The organism is Actomonas spartinae, assembly GCF_051209155.1.
Taxonomy (GTDB): Bacteria; Verrucomicrobiota; Verrucomicrobiia; order Opitutales; family Opitutaceae; genus Actomonas.
This window is the reverse complement of sequence record NZ_JBPJGB010000007.1, coordinates 31,574-52,266: the sequence shown is the minus strand read 5'-3', so window position 1 is coordinate 52,266 and position 20,693 is coordinate 31,574. Positions and strand designations below refer to the sequence as shown.

Genomic DNA, 20,693 nt, shown 5'->3' with positions numbered 1-20,693 from the left:
CCAACAACGACTGGCAGACCCCGACCCCGGTCTTTGCCGGCCAGCGCACCGCCACCGCCGCCGAGATCACCACCGCCAACTCCACCGTCGGCGCCTTCGCCCTCGAGGACGGCACCAAGGACGCCGGGCTGCTCATCACCCTCGCTCCCGGCGCCTACTCCGTCGAAGTCAGCGCCGCCGCCAGCGGCGAAGTCGGCAACGCCCTCATCGAAATCTACGAAATCCCAGAGTAAGCACCGCTTAAGTCCGGCCACGGGCCAAGTCCCGTTATTGCAAATAGCTACCGTTTTCCCTAAGGCGGTGGCCCCATGCTCGCCTTCAGCCGACTCACCCGGTGCAGGCTCGGACGCCGTTCGGGTTCTCGTTCTTGGCCGTCCTTCCTCCTCGGGACCTTGGGGTTTGTTTGGTTCGCGGGCTCCGCGGCCCGCGCCTTCACCCCCACCGATCAAACGCTGATCGACGGTTCCGGCGCTGATGTGATTGTTCGATCCGTCACCACGGCCACCGACTTCTATTTCGTCGGGGTGAGCAATTCTTCCGACCTCCCGGTCACCGATGGCTCCACCTACGCGGGCGACTCCAGCGACCCGAGCGTGGGTGATATCGTCGTGGGGCGCGTTGCGCTATCCACCGGTCAGCCGGTCTGGCTCACCTACCTCGGCGGCAGCGCCAGCGACTTCGGCAACGGCATCGATCTCAACAACGACGGCACGCTCACCATCGGCGGCTGGACCACTTCGACCGACTTCCCCGTAACCGAGAATGCCCGCCAGTCCACGTCCGGCGGACTCAGCGACGCCATCATCGCGCAGTTCAACGCTGAGACCGGCGCCTTGGTTTATGCCACCTACGTCGGCGGCTCCGGCGATGATCAGTTCTCCGATCTCGCCTACCTGCCCAACTTCTCCGCTTGGGCCTTTGGCGGTTTCTCCAATTCGCAGGACTTCCCCTTTCCTGAGACCAACGGCGCTTCCGTGACCACCACCAAGACGGCCACCGACACCGACGGGCTTTTTGTGGGCATGTCGGATGACGGCAATCACACCATCGAACTTGCCGGCTTCCATCGCCGCGGCACTGGTGATCAAAACATCATCCTTGGCGTGGGCCGCGACCTCGGCAGCGACGGATTCTGGATCACCGGCACGACGACCGATCAGGCTTTTTGGGACACCGGCTTCGACACGAGCGGCAAGGGCGGCCTCGAGGTCTTCGTCAACCGCATCGCCTACGACACCGGCGCGCGCCGTTTCAGCAAATTCGTCGGCGGTTCCGGCGACGATACGCCGCTCGACGTCGAAATGGTGGACTCCGTGAATGTCATTGTTGTCGGCACCACCACCAGCACCGACTACCCGACCTCTTCCTCCGCCATTCAGCCCAACTTTGGCGGCGGCACCTCCGACGGTTTTATCCACCGTTTCAGCACTTCGTCGTCCGTCTCCGACGGCACCGCGTCCTATTTTGGCGGCGCCGGTGACGACGCGGTCCGCGCGATCGCGCGGGATGCCAATCTGTTCGGCGCCTTCCATTTCGGCGGTGTCACCAGTTCCACCTCTTTGCCGGCCCCGAATACATCATCCTACCTCTATTCCGACCCCGGCCAGCCTGACTACGGAGGCGGAGTCTCCGACGGCTTTGTTGGCCTGATGAGCAACAGTATTCAGTTCATAGACTTCCACCGCCTGACCTTCGCCGGCGGCCCCGGAGAAGACGGAATCACCAGCGTCTCAAACGACCTGAGCGCGACGCCGTCGGATTCGTTTACTCCACATCTCCCGCTCGCAGCCGGCACCTACAATTACCCGGCCGCATCCCCCGGATTCCTGCCAGGGGCGCTCCCTGGAGCCGGTCGCGGCATCGCCCCCACCATCGCCGAGGCCACCGCCCGCTCAACCACGGCGGCGGAGGCATTCTGGGCCATTGGTTTTCTGCTCGGTCCGCCCGCCGCAGCCGATCTGCAAGTGGGCGCGCCCCAGTTCCCCGCAGCCTATACCCAGGTGCCATACGGGGAGGCCTTCGATATCGTCTTCCCGATTCAGAACAACGGTCCCGATGCCGCCGACAACGCCAACCTCTTCACCGACATCCCGGTCTGTTTCAAGATTCTGGATACCCGAATCAATGGCGTGGTGTCGGGCACAATCGGCCTCAGCAGCGATGAGGTCTTCCACTACGTCGACGTCGAATTCCCGGCGTTTAACGCCGATGCCACCGCCGAGCTGGTGGTTACGGTGATGCTGATCACCCCGCCCGCGTTCCCCGACAACTTGGCCCCGGTTCGCAGCGCGGCGGCAGCCACCACGACCGATCCGAACATTGAGAACAATCTGGCCCAGACCAACCGTGCTCCCCGACCCGGCGCCACCGATCTCGGCGTCCGGATCACCTTTGACAAAACAATGCCGTCCTTCGGCGAACGCGTCGGCTTCGAAATCGTGATCACCAACCATGGCAGCGAGAACGCCACCAACATCACAGTGGGCGCCGGCATGGATGCCGAGTATGAGCCCGAATACATTTTCGATCCCCTGCCGGCCGGAGTCACCATCACCCCCAGATTGGGCGGCAACCCCGCCCTCTTCACCGTTAAGATCGAAGCGCTGCCGTTTCTCGAATCCGTCCGCATCACGGGATCGGCAAGAATGCTCTTTTCTGGCGACGTCGCAGGTGCGGCCAGCGTTGCTTCGTCGACGCTGACAGACACGAACAACGAAAACGATTCTTCGAGCTTCAACCTCCGGGTTGATCCGAACGAAGTCGGAAAAATCCACGGCAAGGTCTTTGCCGACGCCGACGGCGACAATCGTCAAGACGAGGGGGAACCGGGCCTCAATACGATGTTCATCGAGTTTCTGGAAACGGCCTCTCAGGAAAAGTTCGGCGAAACGCACTCGTTCTCCAACGGAGAATTTTTCTCCCCTCTGCTACCCGCCACCAACATCACTGTCCGGTTCCATCCTCCGGAAGGCCTGAGTCCTTCCTTCCTCGAACCGCTGGTCGTTCCGGTCACCCCTGGCGAGCCGGTGCAATTGCCGCCGCTCGGGTTCACCAGTATCGACACCGACAAGACCGCCGTGGCCGGGTTCGCCTTTCTCGACACCGACAACGACGGCGAACGCGATGAGGATGAAAATGGCGCTCCGCCCGACGGCGTGATGATCTACATCGACTTGGATCAAAACGGTGTGCTGGACGACGGGGAACCCAGCACCACCCCCGACGAGACGGGTTTCTACCGGCTGTTTGACCTCGCCCCGGCCACCTTCGACGTGCGCAGCGTGCTGCCCGCCTTGCTTTCCCAGTCCTCGCCCGCACCGACCGAAGCCGATCCCCAGCCGGCCCAAACCGTCGAGGGCACCGCCGGCAACCAAACCTCCGAGGTCAACTTTGGCATCGTCGCACCGACCGACCTCGGCATCGACGTCGCGGTCGCCCCCACCTCCTTCCCCCGCGGGGACCGCTCCACCGTCACCATCACGATCACCAACCACGGCGCCCTTGCCGTGCCCCGGGTCATCGCATCGATCGGTCCTTCCTCCGGCAACGATCGCTACGTCTTCCGCAACGCCAACTCCGGCACCGGCTACGCCTTCCTCGCCAATGACTCGGCCTTCGCCACGATCGACATCGACGAACTCGCGCCCGGCCAATCGCTCACCCTCACCGCCGACATCGAGGGCCTGCAGGAAGGCGCCGCCGCCCTTGAGGGTATCGTCACCTCCAGCTACTTCGACGCCAATGGCGCCAACAACCGCAGCAGCGCCGCATTCAGCATCACCGCGCCAACCGGTGAAGTGTCAGGCGAAGTCTACGATGACCAGAACGGCAACGGCGTGCGCGACGACGGCGAACCCGGGCTCGGCGGTCGCACCGTCGTGGTCACCGACTCCGACGGCCAGGAACACAGCGTGACCACCAACCCTGACGGCACCTACGTCGTCGGCACCCTGCCCAACGGCGAGGCCACCGTGACCGTCACACCCGACTCCGGCGACTCCGCCACCACCGGCGGCACCGGCCCCGTGACCGTGAGCACCGGCACCACCGCGACAGGGCCGAGCTTTGGCCTGGCCGTCAACGCTGCCGGCCAAGGCGGTATCACCGGCGTGGTTTTTGACGACCAGAACAGCAACGGCGTGCAGGACGCCGGCGAACCCGGCCTGGCGGGCATCACCGTTTATCTCGTGCCCTTCGAGCACACCGACCCGCGCGTCGGCACACCCCGGAGCGCCGTCACGCGCGCCGACGGCGAATACACGTTTTCCAATATCGAACCTAGCACCCACTACGTCCGCCTCGTGCCGGGCACGACTCAGATTCAGACCACCCCGCGCCCGCCGCGCGTCAGCACCCCAGCCGACCTGCCACCGGCCGCCTTTGCCTCCGTCTTGACCGACGCATTCGTCCGCGCGGAAGACATCGGTTTGGCGACGCTCAATGCCGACGCCTACAGCTTCTCGACCGCGTGGTTCCACTTCGCTCCCCCCGCGCCGGAATACTCGCTCAAGCCGGCTCCCACCGCCGAGAGCCTGCCCTACACCTACGACGGCAACCAAGCGCGTCTCCAAGTGACCGGCACCAACAGCAGTGCCAGCTCCGTCACCTTTGTGGCGCGACTGGTGCAGGCCAACGGTGGCGAGCTGCCGCCCGGTTTGGCCGGCACCTCCGCCTCCGGTCACATTCCGGCCGGAGGCAGCACCACGGTCACCTTTGACTGGGACACCGACGGGTTGGCGTGGTTGGGCGTCAATCCCGCCGAGGACTACCTGTTCCGCGTCGAGCTCTCGATCGAGAACACCGAGTTCGCAGCGGCCCTCGACGCACCGATCGATGTCCGCCCGCGTCCCATCATCGCCGCGCACGGCCTCTGGAGCAGCGCCGGCACCTGGCACGCCTATCCCGGTTTCGTCGCCGCGGAGCGCGACGATTGGGAGTTCTATCCGGTGGGCGATGGCACCTATCCGGGGCTGATGGACACCGGTAACGGCACCCTCGCGATCGGCACCAAAACTGTGCGCGAAAACGCGCAGGCGCTCGCCACCTACGTCGAGGCGATGCGCAACGATCGCGGCGCGGTGCACTTCGACCTCGTGGTCCACTCCATGGGCGGACTCATCTCCCGGCGCTACCTGCAGTCGATCATGCCCGATTCGCCAGACGAGCACCCGCTCGCCCGCAACCTCGTCATGCTCGGCACCCCCAACGAAGGTTCCGATCTGGCCGACATTGCCTTTCCGCTGCTCTACGCCCGCAGCGGAGGCGATGCCGCGCAGTTCCCCTACAACATTTTTCAGCTCAAGCCGTTTTGGGTGAAGCAGCTCTTTAATCCTTGGGTCACCCAGCAGCGCGACGTGCCCTTTTCCATCGCGGCTGGCGACGCCCTGATTGGCGGAGTCATCCGCACCTTCGCCGTGCTGGATCGGCCCAACGACGGCATCGTCGCGGTGGACAGTGCCCTCGCCGTCAATACCCCGACCCTCAGCTTCGCGAACGCCGAGGTCGTGGCATCGAATCACTTGAACCAGTCGGCGGACGCCGCCGTCTTCAGTAGCTTCGTAAAACCGATCCTTAGCGGCGTCGGCTTGCCGGCCTCATCCCCACTCGTCGCCGAACCACCCCACACCGAGGGCGAGTTGCCCGCGCTGGAGGACGATACGCAGTCGCTCTCGTTTCTCGCCGAGACGGAGATCGCCGTCGGTGAATCCGCGAGCTTCACGATCGCGGTTTCCACCGCCCGGGCCGTGGTATTCATTTTGAGCGATCTGGCCGATGTTCCGCACACGATCAGTGATGCCGGGGGCAACCCCGTCAGCCCCACACCCGAGCTTGCGGCCGGCACCTGGGGTTCCTTCTTCCGTCAACAGCTGCTCGAAGCGCCGACGGCCGGTGACTACACCCTCACGCTCACCAACAACTCCGGCGAGCCGATCGTCGCGATGGCCGCCGCTGTCGAGATCGGTGCGGCGCAAACCCTCACGACTTCGCATAACTTCCACCCCGACACCGGGGCGCCCATCATCAGCGCGCAACTTGACCCGCTCTCGCCCGCCCCGGCCACAGTGACGGCGGCGTTGCTCCGCGCCGATGCCGCCAACGTGCCCTTCACCTTGCTCGACGATGGCCTCGGCGATGACGCGGCGGCCGGCGACGGCATCTACACCGCCACCCTTGGCGAACTCGGCGCCGGTCTCTACACCGTCAGCATCGACGCCGAGTTGAGCGACGGCGCCCATCGCCTTGCGACGGTGGACTTCGCCTCCTTGCGGGACGTCGCCTTCACGCAGATTCCCCAACCCGACGGTCGCGTGCGCTTCACCTGGTCGCTCGCCGCCGGCATCGATGCAGTCGTTGAAAGCGACCTCGGTTTGGGTGATGGCACGTGGATCGCGGTCGATGTCGAGGCCGCGGTGGTGGACGGGCAGTTTGAGCTCGTGACCGACTTGGTGGATCCCGCCGAACAGTTTCGTCTGCGATTGGCCGACGTGGTGCTCGACGAAGTGCAGGTTGACCCCAGCGAGCTCGGTCACAGCGCGGATATCAACCGCGACTTCCAACTCGATTTGAGCGAGCTGCTCCGCGTCATCGAACTCTACAACACCCGCAACGGCACCCAGCGCACCGGCCGCTATCGCCTGAGCGACAGCTCGGAGGACGGCTTCACCCCCGAATCCGAGGTGGCCGGCGGCACCACCGCGGGGCTGGCTCGTTTCCATTCGGCCGATGTCGATCGCAACGCCGAGATCGATCTGTCCGAGCTGCTGCGCGTGATTGAGCTCTACAACACGCGCACCGGCACCACGCGCACGGGCCGCTATCGATTCGACGCCGAAACCGAGGACGGCTTCTCCCCCGCTCCCTGAAGCCCTCAACAGCCCCAACGTCTGCCTCCCGCACGGGACCGGCGGGGCCGGAAGCAGGGCTTGTTTTTTCGCCATCGAACGTCCTGATTCGACGTTTCACTTAATCTGTTCCCCCGATCCATGGCCAAACCCGACATCTTCATCGGCACCGACAGCGGTGCGACCACCTCCAAGACCGGCGGCATCTACGCCGACGGCACGCCGATCTCGCACCAGTTGCGCCAGAGCTCGACCAATTCGGTCGGCGGCACCGCCGCCGTCATCGCCGGCTGGGTCGAGGGCGTGAAGGGCTTCATGGCCGACAATGACCTCTCCTGGGACCAGGTTCGCGGCGTCGGCCTCGCCCTGCCCGGCCCCTACCAAGCCTACGGCGTGCTCGATAAATCCGCCAACCTGCCCGACAGCTTCATCGGCTGGAACTTCCTGGCCGAATACGGCGCCGCCCTTTCGGCCGAAGCCGGCCGCCCGATCCACGTCGCGACCGGCAACGACGGTGACCTCGGTGGCGTCGGCGAAGCCCACGCCGTGCGCGGCGAGCGCAAGGTGGGCGTCGTTTTGCTCGCCCCGGGCTCCGGTCTCGGCTGCGCCTACGTCAACGCCGACGGTCTGCACCTCGCCGGCGACAACTTTGCCGGCATGGAAGCCGGCCACATGCCCGCCCCGCTGCACCTCCTCGGCAACCCGCCCGTCTACACCTGCGGATGCGGCAAGGGCTGGGGCTGCATCGAGGCCTACACCACGATCTCCGGCCTGCCCCAGTTGTTGCGCGACACCTTGAAGCGCTACCCCGACCACGAGTTCGCCACCTCCGACGCGACCGAGAAGGAAAAGGTCCTCTCTCTCCGCACCCGCGCGCAGCAAGGCGACCCGCTCGCCCTCGACATTTTTGACTTCCAGGCCAAGGCGCTCGGTCTGCACGCCGCCAATCTCATCATCGCCCTCGATCCCGCCTACGTGGTCATCGGTGGCGGCCTGATCGACCCCGAGTCAACCACGGCGGAGTTCCGCCAACGCTACCTCGACGGCATCCGCAACGCGGCGCTGCCCTACCTCTTCCCGCGTCAGCGCGAGCAGGTGCAATTCGTTCCGGCCACGCTCGGCGAACTCTCTCAGTGTATCGGCGCCGCCCTGGTCGCCCGTCAGACGCTGCCCGCCTAAAAGCCCCTTTACAGGAAGAATCTCAGGTCACGAAGTGGACACGCCTCCCTTCATGCCTTCGTTCCCTGCCTTGCCTTCTGTAAAAACCCTCCTGTTCGGTGTGATCGCCACGGTCTTCGCGGCGACCGGGTCGGCCCAGGTTTACAAGGGCGCCATCGTGCTCGACGCGGCAACGGGTGACATCCTCTTCGAGGATCGCGCCGACTATGTCGGCCCGCCCGCCAGCGTCACAAAGCTGATGACCTTCCTGGTCGTCCACGACATGCTGCGCACCGGCGAGCTGTCGCTGCGCACGCCGGTCGAAACCTCCGCCGCGGACTCACGCATGGGCGGCACCCAGGTGTGGCTCAAACACCGCGAGGTTTTCCCTGTCGAGGAACTGCTTTACGCGCTCATGATCCAATCGGCCAACGACGCCGCGCACGCCCTCAGCCACGCCGCCGGTATCACACGCGAGGAGTTTGTGGGCCGGATGAATGCCCGCGCGCAGGCCATCGGCATGACCGACACGATTTGGCGCAGCCCCCACGGCCTGCCGCCCAGCTCGCGCCGCATCGACGAGTCGGATGTCACCTCGCCCCGCGACCTTGCCAAACTCGCGCTCGTGCTACTGCGCGAAACCGACGTGCTGCGGTATACTTCCATCGAGCGCCGTCCCTTTGGTGAGGGGGTCCGCGAGAAGCCGGTGATGATGGACAATCACAACAACCTCATCGGCCACGTGCGCGGCGTTGACGGACTCAAGACCGGATTCACCCGCATGGCCGGCTTCTGCCTCGTTGCCACCGCCCAACGCGACGGACGGCGGGTGATCGCGGTGATCATGGGCAGCCCCACGTCCAAGGAGCGCGACATCAAGATGGCTGAGCTGCTCGAAGACGCGTTTGCGCAGCTGCCGAGCGGCCCCTTCCAAGCCATGCCGCTGGAGGAAGCGCCCGCGCGTATCCAAGTCGAATCTGCGCCCGAACCAAAGCCGGTCGCCGTCACCGCTGCTCCGGCTGAATCCGACGAGTCGGCCAGCACCATCGAGGTGCCACAGATTCACATCACGCCCGTCGCTCCCGAAGGCGAAACCCTGCCGCCGGCGAGCGAAGAGCCGCCGACGGTGAAGTTTGAGTTGTCCTACTGAGGGGCGTCGTCGCGTCGCCCCCCGCGCTTACTTGCGCTTCAGGTGCAGGAACAGTTTGTCGCCGGCGTAATACTCGAGGTAGTTCGCCGAGGTTTGGATGCGGTCGGTCCACGTGTTGGCGGCGCGACCGGAGTTTTCCTGAGCGACCAAAACCTCGTTGCCGGTGAACCATTTGCGGTAGCCCGCCCCCTTTTGCATCGAGACCTTCATGGTCAGCTGGTCGTTGCGATGCGCCGGCTGGAGCATGATGAAAATGTCGTCACCGCTCACGCGCACATCCTTCACCACCGTCTCATCGAACACGATGGCCTCCCACGGCCCCCACGAGCGGGTTTGGGTCTCCTCGGCGCGCAGGGCGGCGAAGGCACTGAGGAAAAGACCGAAGGTGAGCAGCAAAAGAAAACGGGAGCGGTTCATGGCCGACGAAAGTGCCATGAACCACCCGCGCGGCAAGCCGCGGATCGCAACGAATTTGTAGCCGCCGCGACGCTTGACCTACTCGACCGGAAACGCGCCGACGGTGCCGGGCTCGGCGCCGATCAACTTGGCAATTTCCGCCGGGATCTCGCCGCCGACTTTGGCCGCCGGAAAGGCGCTCTGCAGCTCGAAGCGGCTGAGTTGCAGGCCATGGAAAAGCGGCCCGCGGTAGTTCTGCAGCTCCACCCCGTGGGGGTCGGCCGTCGGCACCACGGCCTGCAAATCGGCCAGGGACGCAAACTCCGCCTGCGCACCTTCGACCTCGGGCACCGGCGCCCAACGGAAGAGCGCGGTCGGTGCGTCGCCCATGCGCACATAAACGTTGTGATCCCACGCCGCCGGCTGGTCGGTGAGGCGTTCGGCGAGGTAGTCGGGTTGCTCGACGCGCGCGAGCGGTTCGTCGACCGATCCGTCGCTGACGAACAGGTTGTTGCGCACCTCGTGACCGATGCGTTCCTCGACGCCCGGGCCGCTGGCCGGATGCCAGTCAAAGTGATCGCCGTCGGCGCTGCGTCCATCGCGGGTGAAGCGCATGCTCGAGTTGACGAAGGTGTTGTTGTAAACCTTCGCACCGGAGCTGTTCAGCACCCAGGCGCCGCTGTTCACGAAGACGTTGCCGGCGACCGTGACACCCTTGGAGATTTCGAAGAAGAAGCCGTTGTAGCCGTCCTGGATCCAGTTGTTGATGAAGACGCCGTCGACGTTGCCGACGTCATACCAGATGCCGTTGGAACCCGGGTTATCCATCAGCAGGTTGTCGCGCACCACGACGCGGCGGGTCTGGTTGAAGATCTTCACCGCGGCCGGGTAATAACCCTCGATCTGCTCCACGTTGTTGCGACGGAAAATGTTTTTCTCCAGCAGCGCGTCGTCTGACGCCAGAATGAAGATACCCTCCGTGCTGGTGTCGCTGATGAGGTTGTGACGGAAGACCATGTTGTCGCCGCGGAAGTAGCCGCCCACGCGGGAGCAGTGCGTGATCGTGCAGTGTTCGAGCGTGGTGCCGATCACGTCATTGCCGTGTTGGTCCTCGGGCGAAATCTCCTCGGGGTCATAACCCTCGATCTCGATCGCCCGGTAGGCGTATTGCGTGAGGGTCAGCCCGCGCATGACAAAACCCTTGCCGTCGGACGACTTGCCGTGGACGTCGTTGATCGTGCGCGTGACAGCGTTGTCGAAGGCGGTGATCTCCACCAGGTGCTCGGCTGGATCGACCGCGATGTAGATGTTGCCGGCGTCGTAATCGACCGAGAAGGAACCGGCCTCCACTTCGCCTTCCCAACCGACCGTCTTCAAGGGTTGGCCGTCGACGAAGACCATGTCGTTGTTGAAGAGCCATTGCGGGGTCGTGTCGCCGTGGCGCTCACGCCGCCACCAGGGTTGCGGCGCGAGCGGGAAGAGATGGTCCCACGCGATGCGCCACAGGCCGTTGCGCTGTTTCACGGCCTGCTCAGCTTCGACCACGAAGGTGCCTTTCAGCACCGGCTGCTCGTCGGCGTAGGGCTGGAGCGTGATGCCCTGGTTGAGCTGGAGGTTGCCGGTGCGATACACCCCGCCGCGCAGAATGATGGCATCGCCCGTCACGACGCGCTCGATCGCCGCTTCGAGGGAGGTCGGTGCATCAAGCGCAGCACCGGTCGCATCGGCATCACCGTCGGGCGCGACGTAATAAACCGTGCCCGCGGTCGTCGGCACCGGGTAGGTTTGCTGAATCGGGCCGTAGGGGCCGCCGGAGGGGGCTGCGGTCAGCGAAAGGGTGAGCAAGCCGCACGCGGCAAACACCGATAGAAGGAGTCGGGATGGGGTCATGGTTGCCTCCAATCCAGAACGCAAAACGCCCCGGCGCAACCGAGACCGACCCGCAAACTATAGAATCGAGTGGTCTGCCTAGCGTTGACCCCGCCTCCCCCGCCGCTTCGGATGCCGGTTCATGTCCGCTTCCGAGCCTGCCAAACCATCCCTGCGCGTCGCCGCGGCGGCGATCAACACTCTCATCATTTTGGGTTTCGTCACCTTTGCGGAGTGGATTGCCGCCACCTCCAGCGCCCCTACCCCGGCGGCCCGCGCGGTGGTGGCCATGCAAGCGCTCTTCGGCCTCTCGGTGATCTTCTGGCTCATCTGCGGCCAGGCCTGCAGCAGCCCCGGCCTCGCGTTGATGAAGCTGAAACTGCAATCGACCGAAGACCCGAGCCAACGGCCCAACCTGATCATCGCGCTGATTCGCCCCCTGCCCTTTTTTCTGATGCTGGCGCTGGTCATCCTCCCCACCGGCATGGTGCCACGCAACCTGGGTCCGGTGCACTTCATCCTCGTGCTCATGACCGCCCTCTTCCTCGCCGCCAACGCCACTCCCATCTGGAGCGGACCGGATCGCCGTTCCCTGCTCGACAAGTGGCTGCGCATGCGCGTCGTGCGGAAATAAGGTCCGCAGCCATAGCCGAGCTGCAGCCGGGATCGGTGACCCCGGTGGGTCGATGGAGCGGCAACAACCGGGGTCACCGCCCCCGGCTACAGAGACCACCGTTGGGCTTAAGCGCGTTTGCCCTTTTCCATCAAATCGACGATCGCATCCACGTCGTAGACGCAGCCACCCCAGCTGCCGCCGCTGGCGCTTTGCAGGGCCGCCCACAGACGGGTGTCGGCCGGGACTCGCGGGTCAGGCTTGAGCGCCGGATTGATCTCCCTGGCCGCCAGGTCCTCGGCCGTGGCTCCCACGACATCGACGGTGCCTTCAAGTGAACGCGTATCGATCTTGATGTGCAGGCGGTCACCGTCGCGGACCTTGCCGATCGGACCACCAGCCCAAGCCTCCGGACTCACGTGGCCAATGCAGGCTCCGGTCGAAACCCCGGAAAAGCGTCCATCGGTTACGAGCGCGATCTGGTCGCCGCCCTTCACGTGTTTCAACGCGGAGGTCACTTGATAGGTCTCAGGCATGCCCGAGCCGGGACCGATGCCGATCAACACCATGATGTCACCCGGTTGCACCGCCCCGGCCTTGATCGCCTCGATCGCGGCCGCTTCGCTGGGGAAAACCCGCGCCGGTCCTTCGTGGTCGTAAATGCCATCGGCGTTGAGCCGCTGCGGCGAGATCGCCGTGCTCTTCACCAAGGCGCCTTCCGGCGCGAGATTGCCACCGAGAAAAGTCACCGTGCTGCTCAGGCCGCGCTGGCGAGCACTCTCCGCCGACATGATGACGTGGTCCGGATCGATGCCGTCAAAGGCCGTCAGCTTCTCGCGCAAGCGGGCGCGTCGCTCGCTCTTCTCCCACCACTCGAGGTTCTCGCCCAGGGTTTGGCCCGTGACCGTTGGCGCATTCAGTTTGAGCAGACCGAGCTCGCGCAGGTGCAGCATCATTTCCGGCACCCCGCCGGCCAGAAACACCTGCACGGTCGCGTAGTGTTGCGGCCCGTTGGGCAAGGCATCGACGAGCCGCGGCACTTCGCGATTGATGCGCGACCAGTCCGCCACCGTCGGGCGCGGCAAACCCGCGGCGTGCGCGATGGCCGGAATGTGCAGCACGAGATTGGTGGAGCCACCCACTGCCGCGTGACAGATCATGGCGTTGTGCAGCGAATCCTCGGTGAGAATGTCGCGCGTCGTTTTGCCGGCCTGCTCCAGCCCCATGAGCGCGAGCGCCGAGCGCCGGGCCATGTCGCGCCAGATCGGCGCGCCCGACGGGCTGAGCGCCGCGTGCGGCAAGGTGAGCCCCAGGGCTTCCGCCACGACCTGCGTGGTCGCGGCCGTGCCCATGAACTGACAACCGCCCCCGGGCGAACCGCAGGCGCGACACCCCATTTCGGCGGCGTGATCGAGCGTGATCTCGTCGCGGGCAAAGCGCGCCGCCAGGGTCTGCACCTTGGCGGTGTCCTCGGCTTCCTCGGCCAGCAGCGTCACCCCACCGGGCACGAGCACGGTCGGCAGATCGGGGGTTCCAGCCAGCGCCATGAGCATGGCCGGCAGGCCCTTGTCGCAGGTGGCCACGCCCAACACGCCGCTCCGCGTGGGCAGCGAACGTATCAAACGTCTGAATACCACGGCGGCGTCGTTGCGATACGGCAGGCTGTCGAGCATGCCGGCGGTGCCGTTGGTGCGGCCGTCGCAGGGGTCGCTCACGTAGGCCGCGAAGGGAATGGCTCCCTGCGAGGCAAAAACCTTGGCCGCCTCCTCCATGAGCAGACCGACCTCCCAGTGCCCGGTGTGATAACCGAGCGCAATGGGCTGTCCGTCGGGCGCGCGGAGGCCCCCCTGCGTGCTCAGCACGAGGAATTGCTTGCCCCGCAGCTTGGCCGGGTCCCAGCCCATGCCGGCGTTCTGCGTCCAGCCAAAGAGCTCACCGCTCGACATGGCGCGCAATTGCTCGGCGCCGAGCGGCAGCCGTCCGGTCGGCCCGGGCGCGGTGGTGCGCAGTTCGTAGATCGACGCGTCGCCGGAATCGAAGAGAGGGTTGGCGCCCATGGCCACGACGCCGGGATCAGGAACCAACCACGTTCACCAGGGTGCCCGCGGGCTCGATGGTGATGTGGATCTCGTCGCCGGTTTGGAGGGTAAACTCATCCGGCGGCACGATGCCGGTGCCCGTCATCAGAAACGCGCCGGCGGGAAAGGTGTTGTCGCGGAACAACCACTCGGCGAGCGACGGCAAGGGACGCTTGAGCTGGTCGAGCTTGGTATCGCCCGCAAAGACCGTGGCGCCAGCCCGTTTGATGGCGATCGCGATCACGGTGTCAGGACCGGGCAAGGTGTCGCTCACGACGATGCAGGGACCGATCGCCGCGCTGCGGGCGTAGCTCTTGGCCTGCGGCAGATAGAGCGGGTTCTCCCCTTCGATGTCGCGGGAACTCATGTCGTTGCCCACCGTGAAACCGAAGACGCGCCCGGTGGAGCTGATTGCGAGCGTAAGCTCCGGCTCCGGCACGTTCCACTTCGAGTCCGAGCGAATGTGCACGGCATCGCCAGGGGCGACGACGCGCTGCGGGGTCGCTTTGAAAAAGAGTTCCGGACGATCGGCATCGTAGACCCGGTCATAGAAGTCGCCGCCGCCGGCGTCCTTGGACTCCTCCATCCGCGCCGTGCGGCTGCGGTAGTAGGTGACGCCCGCCGCCCAGACTTCCTGATTCTGGATCATCGGCGTCGGGGTGCCGGTTTTTTCGATGATCACCCCGGCGGCAAAAGCGTCGCGGGTGGCCGCCACGGGATCGGCCGCGGTGAAGAGCGCATCGAAACCGAAGTCGACCGGCGCCTGCTTGAACACACCTTCACTCTCGATCACGAGGGTGCCATCAGAGGGGTAAACGCGATAAAGGGATGACATAAGCCGACGAGCGAAACGGATCCACGCCGATAATTCACCCCAAAAACCAAGGTCCCCTGCGCTATATTTTGAACGTTTAGTCTGCCTGCGCGGAAATGGCCTCGTCGCCAAGCCCCACCCGCTGGTGTTATGTCCGGTTGATGGCCAGCGTGTTTACCTCTTTTTGCCGTGTTTTGTTGGGCTGCTCCGCCGTGGCCACCTTGGCGGCCCAAACGACGTCAACGAGCGCCCCGACGCCCCGCCCCACCCGCGCCGATCGACGCGTGTATGTCTCGGCCCGACTGCAGGGCGACGCGCCCCGCATCGACGGTCAGCTCGATGACTCAGCCTGGCAGCTGGGTTCCTGGGCGGGGGATTTTGTGCAACGCAGCCCGACCGAGGGCGCCGCGCCCACCGAGCCCACCGAGGTCAAGGTGCTCTACGACGACACCCAGCTTTACGTGGCGATCCGGGCCTATGATTCCCAAATCGAGCAACTCGACTTCATCCGCGGCCAACGTGACGAGTTCACCGGTGACATCGTGGGCATCGCGCTCGACAGCTACTTCGATCAGCGCACGTCCTTCCAGTTCAACGTCACCGCCGGCGGCTCCAAAATGGACCTCGTCATCACCAACGACGACCTTGACCCGCAATGGAACGCGGTCTGGGACGTGCGCACGAGCCGCGAGGCCGATGCCTGGACGGCCGAGTTTGCCATCCCCTTCAGCCAGCTCCGCTACGCCAGCACCGCCGAGCCGGTCTGGGGACTGCACGTGTGGCGCCGCCTGCGCCGCAACTTCGAGGAGAGCAACTGGCAGCTCATCCCGCGCGACACCCCCGCCTTCGTGAACGAATACGGCGAGCTGCACGGCATCCGCGACCTGCGCCCGGCCCGGCAGATCGAGGTCGTGCCGTATCTGGTTGCCCAATACAACACTCACCCCGCCGAACCCGGGAACCCCTTTCGCACCGGCGACGCCTTTGCCTTCGACTTCGGGGCCGACGCGAAGATCGGCGTCACCAACGACTTCACCCTGGATCTCACCGTCAACCCCGACTTCGGCCAGGTCGAAGCCGACCCGTCGGAAGTCAACCTGTCCTCCTTCGAGTCCTTCTTTCCCGAGCAGCGTCCGTTCTTTCTGGAGGGCCGTCGGCTCTTCGACTTCAGCCTGCGCGGAGATCAGTTGTTCTATTCGCGTCGCATCGGCGGACCGCCGTCCGGCGACGTCGATAGCTCGGGCTACGTCGACGCGCCGGATTTCACCCGCATCCTCGGCGCAGCCAAGTTAACCGGCAAATCACGGCACGGCACCGCCGTCGGTTTGCTCTACGCCGCGACCGCCGAGGAAGAGGCCGTGATCGACGAAGCCAGCGCCCGGCGCCGCGAGGTGGTCGAACCCGCGACGCATTACACCACCGCGCGGGTGCAACAGGATTTCGCCAATGGTGCCACCGTTTTGGGTGGCATGCTCACCGGGGTCTGGCGGCCGGACCTCCCCACTCAGCTCGACGACCTCACCGACCTCGCCGTCACCGGCGGCTTCGATTGGCAACACCGCTGGGGCGACCGGGAGTATTTCTTCAACGGCGCGATCATCGGCAGTCACGTGGCAGGCAGCACCCGCGCCATCACCACGCTGATGGAGAACTCCACCCATCAATACCAACGGCCCGACGCCGCGCACCTCGCGGTCGACCCCACCGCCACCTCGCTCGAGGGTTGGGGCGGCGAGATGAAAATCGGGCGGGATGCCGGCAGCCGCTGGCGCTATGAGGGGGAGTTTTCCTGGAAGTCTCCCGGACTCGAACTGAACGACCTGGGCTTCATGCGCCGCGCCGATGAGTTCCGACCGCAGCTCGGTGTCGACTACGTGGTCGACGAGCCGGGAGCATGGTGGCGCGAGTATCGGCTGCGCCTGCGTTCCGCCGCCCAGTTCGAATGGAACGGGGTGAAACGAAATCATTTCGTGGCCCTGTTCGCGAATGGCCGCACCAATCACAATTGGCGCTTCGAAACCTTCCTGTCCCATCGTGGCCGCACGCGCGCCGCGCGACGGCTGCGCGGTGGACCGTCGATGCTCATGCCGGAGCGCTACTCGGTCGACTTCGACTTTGTCACCGATACCACCCGCAACCTGCAGTTCACCTGGGAAAGTGATCTTGATGTCGAAGCCAATTCGCCGTCGCTGAACTGGGAGGTCGGCCCCGGGGTGCGTGCCCGCGTGAAGGACTTTCTCAATGTGGAGGCCGGTGTCTCCTACCAATCGCGCCTGGAAGACCTGCAATGGGTGGGTGACACCGCGGACTCGCCCGGTCCGACCCGCTACATCGTCGGGCGCATGCAGCAACACACGCTCGCGACGACGCTGCGCCTCGACGTCAACTTCTCCGCGCGGCTTTCGCTCGCCTACTTCGGCAGCTTGTTTGGGAGCTCCGGCACCTTTGCCGATTTCAAGCGCGTGACCGATCCGCTGAGCAATCGTTACGAAGACCGTTTCGAACGTCTCGAAGGCAACCTGAGCTACGACGCTGCCTCGGACCTCTTCACCTCGCTCGACGACACCGGAGCCTATACCTTCGAAAACCCCGACTTCGACGTGCGCGAGCTGCAATCCAACCTCGTGCTGCGCTGGGAATACCGGCCTGGATCCAATCTCTACGTGGTCTGGACCCAGAACCGCGCCAACGACGATCTGGTTCGCGCCTTCGACGACTTCACCGAATACGACCGACTCTTCCGTTCCCCGGCCGAGAACACCTTCCTGGTGAAGCTCAGTTATTGGTTTTCGATCTAGGTCCTGTTGGGACGGGGTGAAGGTGGTCGAACGTTGAGCGCGAGCCCAGTGGCGCTGGGCCATGCTTGCGGGCTGACTCACCGGCATGCCCCGTTTGCCCCTGTTCCTTCGTGTCGTCGCAGTGTGCGCATGCCCGCTGTTCGCTTCCCCCACTCAGGCGCAAACGCGGGTGCCGGCGACGGACTCCCGCGTCGCGGTGATGGGACGCACGGTGGCGACCAACAACTGCGCGCTCACCATGGCCTATCCGGCCGTCACGCTGCGGTTTCGCTACGCCGGAGTCGCGCCGATGCTTCACCTCCATGCGAGCTCGGCCGACACCTCCTTCAACCTTTCCTGCAACGGTTGGGAACCCGTCACGCTGCGGCTCAAAGAGGGCGCCAACGATTTCGTATTACCCCTGCCACCCGCGCCGCCGGAGGGTTGGCTGATCGAGCTGGTCCGACGCAACGAAACCTGGATGGGCACCGTCGACTTCGGCGGGCTCACCCTACCGGAAGGTTGCACGCTGCTCGAGGCACCGGACCTGCCCGCGCGCAAATTTATGCTGATCGGCGATTCCGCTCCCTGCGGGGAGTTCATCGAACGCTTTCCACCGGAGGACCTCAACTCCCACCAGAAAACGATCAACGCCGGCCGCTCCTTCGGGGTGTTGCTCGCCAAGTGGCTGGATGCGCAATACCACATCATCGCCTACGGCGGCCGCGGCATTGTGACCGACTGGGCCGGTCGCACCGAAACCAACAACGCTCCGCAGTTTTTTCCCCTCGCGAACGCGGACGACCCCACCTCGCTTTGGGACCACGATCGGTATCAACCGGATGTCATCCTGATTCATTTCGGTATCGCCGATTTCCTCGCCCAACCGGTCGACAGCGCCGCCTACATCGGGGCGTGGGATGCCTTTCTCGACCAAGTGCGCGCGGCGCACCCCCAGGCGCCGATCGTGCTCAGCGAAGCCGTGCAACTCAGCGACGTGCCCGGAACCGTGCGTCAGCAGATGCGCGCCCAATTGCGGGAGTGCCTGGAGGCCGTCGTCGCCCGGCGCCACCAGCACGGTGATGCGACGGTCAGCTTCACGCCCCTGCGTCATCAACGCGGCGGCCCGACCGACCCGCATCCGATCGCCTTCCAGCATGAACAGATCGCGCTGGATCTGCTGCCTGCAATCAAGGCGGCCGCCGGTTGGTAAAGCGCAGCGCTCGCTTGCCACGACCGCCCGATCGGGCACACTTCGGGCATACCCCGACGGCGCTCGCTCCCAACCGTGCGACCCGCCGCTCCCCACCGGCTTGGCCAACCTCGGTTCGCCAGCGGCCTTTGTTCCCTTGGCAGTGATCCTCCCCTGTTCACCCCCAACCTTGTTTGCGCCATGAACGGAACCTCTCCCTTCGACTACGATGCCGCCCCGGAAACCAGGGCACGCATCGAAATCATCCCGTTGATCGATGTGATCTTCTTTTTGCTGGCGACCTTCGTGCTCTTCACCCTCTCGCTGGATCGCACTCAGGCCATCCCGCTGATTTTACCGCAAGCCGATCGGCAGGATCGCCTCGTCATCGAACCTGCCGAACCCGTTTTCCTCCAGGTCTCCGACCGCGGTAACTACTATTGGAATCAGGTGCTGATCAGCTTCCCGGAGGTGAAGGTGCGACTCGCCCACTACGCGACCCAACTTGATCCGAAGGTCATGCTCACCTCCGACGACCGCGCCAACTACGGCGACGCCATCCGCTTGCTCGACGCAGTGCGTGCCGCAGGCATCCAGCAGGTCTCGATGGAAACACGCTTCCGCGCAACCGGGAGGTAGCCCCCCCTCTCGAGTTCTAACCGATCACCCGCCGGTAGAGCGCCTCATATTGCGGCACGATCTGTTCGGTCGCAAACGCTGCGCGCGCGCGCTGCTTGGCGGCCTCGCCCATGCGTTGCCGCAGGTCATCGTCGCTCAGCAGCCGATCAAGCGCCTTGGCCACTGCGTCGCTGCTGCCGGCCGGCACCAACAACGCCGACACTTCATCCGTCATCACTTCGGGAATGCCTCCCACTCGCGTGGATACACTGGGGCAGCCGAAGTTGGCCGCTTCCAGGATACTCAGGCAGAAGCTCTCGGAATCGGAGGTGAACACGCCCACGTCCGCCGCCTGCAGATAGTCCTCCACCACCGAAACACTTTCACGCAGCACGATGGTGTCCTGCAGGCCGAGCTGCTTCACCAAACCTTGGTAGGGCGTGAATGAGCCGCCAGCCAGCACCACAACCTTGAAGCGCTCGCGCTCCGGCACTCGGGCCAAGGCGTTGAGCAACACGTCGACCCGTTTGACCGGCCGCAAGTTGGAGAGGTGCAACACCAGTTTCTGCTCGGGCTTCAGGCCCAGTTCCTGCCGCACCGCTTCACGGGGACGCGAGGCCGGCCGCGGATCGAAAAAATTGTGAATGACGTCGATCTCCCGCTGGACCCCGACAATCCGGTGGGTCTCGCGTCGCAGAAAATCGGATACGGCGGTCACGGCGTCGGATTGCTCCAACGCGTAGCGGATCGCCGGGGCGTAGCCCGGGTCACGGCCGAGTAGCGTGGTGTCCGTTCCGTGCAGGGTCGTCACCACCGCCGGGCGCTCCCCCTCGGGCAACATGGAACGGGCCAGAATCGCCGCGGTGGCGTGCGGCACCGCGTAGTGCGCATGCAGCACATCCAAGTGAAAACTCTGCGCGACGTCGGCCAGTTTCACGGAGAGCGGCAGGGTGTAGTCGGGATACTTGAACAGCTCGTAATTGCTGATCTCGACCGGATGGAAGAACACCCGCTCATTGCCCGGCTTCAACCGAAATGGCCGCTCATAGCTGATGAAGTGCACCTCATGACCGCGCGCCGCGAGTTCGTCGCCCAAGCCCGAAGCCAGGATGCCGCTGCCCCCCACCGAGGGGTAACAAATGATGCCGACGCGTAAGGAACGAGACTCAGCCATGGGGAAACCAGA

General features: G+C 64.9%; 13 protein-coding genes. 8 read left to right on the top strand and 5 right to left on the bottom strand.

Annotated features, from left to right (window positions below):
- The 4 genes from AC0MRV_RS20585 to AC0MRV_RS20570 all read left to right on the top strand — a co-directional run.
- Window positions 1-233 (top strand): hypothetical protein (locus AC0MRV_RS20585; protein WP_472766406.1); only part of this gene is annotated, 233 nt, incomplete at its 5' end.
- Window positions 234-392: 159 nt separating this feature from the next.
- A complete protein-coding gene (locus AC0MRV_RS20580; RefSeq protein WP_472766405.1) occupies window positions 393-6,863 on the top strand; it encodes an SdrD B-like domain-containing protein in 6,471 nt (2,156 codons plus the stop codon).
- A 120-nt stretch (window positions 6,864-6,983) separates the two neighbouring features.
- The gene (locus AC0MRV_RS20575) at window positions 6,984-8,021 is read left to right on the top strand and encodes an ROK family protein (protein WP_472766404.1); all 1,038 of its coding nucleotides are present in this window, start codon (window positions 6,984-6,986) and stop codon (window positions 8,019-8,021) included.
- 52 nt (window positions 8,022-8,073) lie between these two features.
- The gene (locus AC0MRV_RS20570; protein WP_472766403.1) at window positions 8,074-9,150 is read left to right on the top strand and encodes a D-alanyl-D-alanine carboxypeptidase family protein; all 1,077 of its coding nucleotides are present in this window, start codon (window positions 8,074-8,076) and stop codon (window positions 9,148-9,150) included.
- 27 nt (window positions 9,151-9,177) lie between these two features.
- Here the strand turns inward: AC0MRV_RS20570 and AC0MRV_RS20565 are convergent, their stop codons facing one another.
- Entirely contained in the window at window positions 9,178-9,567 is a 390-nt protein-coding gene (locus AC0MRV_RS20565) for a hypothetical protein (protein WP_472766402.1), read from the bottom strand.
- Between the two features lie 78 nt (window positions 9,568-9,645).
- A complete protein-coding gene (locus AC0MRV_RS20560; RefSeq protein ID WP_472766401.1) occupies window positions 9,646-11,436 on the bottom strand; it encodes a right-handed parallel beta-helix repeat-containing protein in 1,791 nt (596 codons plus the stop codon).
- 121 nt (window positions 11,437-11,557) lie between these two features.
- Between AC0MRV_RS20560 and AC0MRV_RS20555 the strand changes: the two genes are divergently transcribed.
- Window positions 11,558-12,049, top strand: coding sequence for an RDD family protein (locus tag AC0MRV_RS20555; protein WP_472766400.1), 492 nt, complete (start codon window positions 11,558-11,560; stop codon window positions 12,047-12,049).
- Window positions 12,050-12,156: 107 nt separating this feature from the next.
- Here AC0MRV_RS20555 and AC0MRV_RS20550 read toward each other — a convergent pair whose 3' ends face one another.
- Window positions 12,157-14,085 carry a YjhG/YagF family D-xylonate dehydratase gene (locus tag AC0MRV_RS20550; RefSeq protein ID WP_472766399.1) on the bottom strand — a complete coding sequence of 643 codons (1,929 nt, stop codon included), beginning with the start codon at window positions 14,083-14,085 and terminating at the stop codon, window positions 12,157-12,159.
- 16 nt (window positions 14,086-14,101) lie between these two features.
- Complete coding sequence (locus tag AC0MRV_RS20545; RefSeq protein WP_472766398.1) at window positions 14,102-14,941, bottom strand: fumarylacetoacetate hydrolase family protein; 840 nt, start codon at window positions 14,939-14,941, stop codon at window positions 14,102-14,104.
- A gap of 191 nt (window positions 14,942-15,132) precedes the next feature.
- Here AC0MRV_RS20545 and AC0MRV_RS20540 point away from each other — a divergent pair, with 191 nt between their 5' ends.
- From AC0MRV_RS20540 to AC0MRV_RS20530, 3 genes are all read left to right on the top strand, one after another.
- Entirely contained in the window at window positions 15,133-17,718 is a 2,586-nt protein-coding gene (locus tag AC0MRV_RS20540; protein ID WP_472766397.1) for a DUF5916 domain-containing protein, read from the top strand.
- An 85-nt stretch (window positions 17,719-17,803) separates the two neighbouring features.
- Window positions 17,804-18,910 (top strand): GDSL-type esterase/lipase family protein, encoded by a 1,107-nt coding sequence (locus AC0MRV_RS20535; RefSeq protein ID WP_472766396.1) that lies wholly within the window; start codon window positions 17,804-17,806, stop codon window positions 18,908-18,910.
- Window positions 18,911-19,090: 180 nt separating this feature from the next.
- Window positions 19,091-19,528, top strand: coding sequence for an ExbD/TolR family protein (locus AC0MRV_RS20530; protein WP_472766395.1), 438 nt, complete (start codon window positions 19,091-19,093; stop codon window positions 19,526-19,528).
- Window positions 19,529-19,544: 16 nt separating this feature from the next.
- Here the strand turns inward: AC0MRV_RS20530 and bshA are convergent, their stop codons facing one another.
- Window positions 19,545-20,681, bottom strand: coding sequence for an N-acetyl-alpha-D-glucosaminyl L-malate synthase BshA (bshA, locus tag AC0MRV_RS20525; protein WP_472766394.1), 1,137 nt, complete (start codon window positions 20,679-20,681; stop codon window positions 19,545-19,547).
- Window positions 20,682-20,693 lie beyond the last annotated feature (12 nt).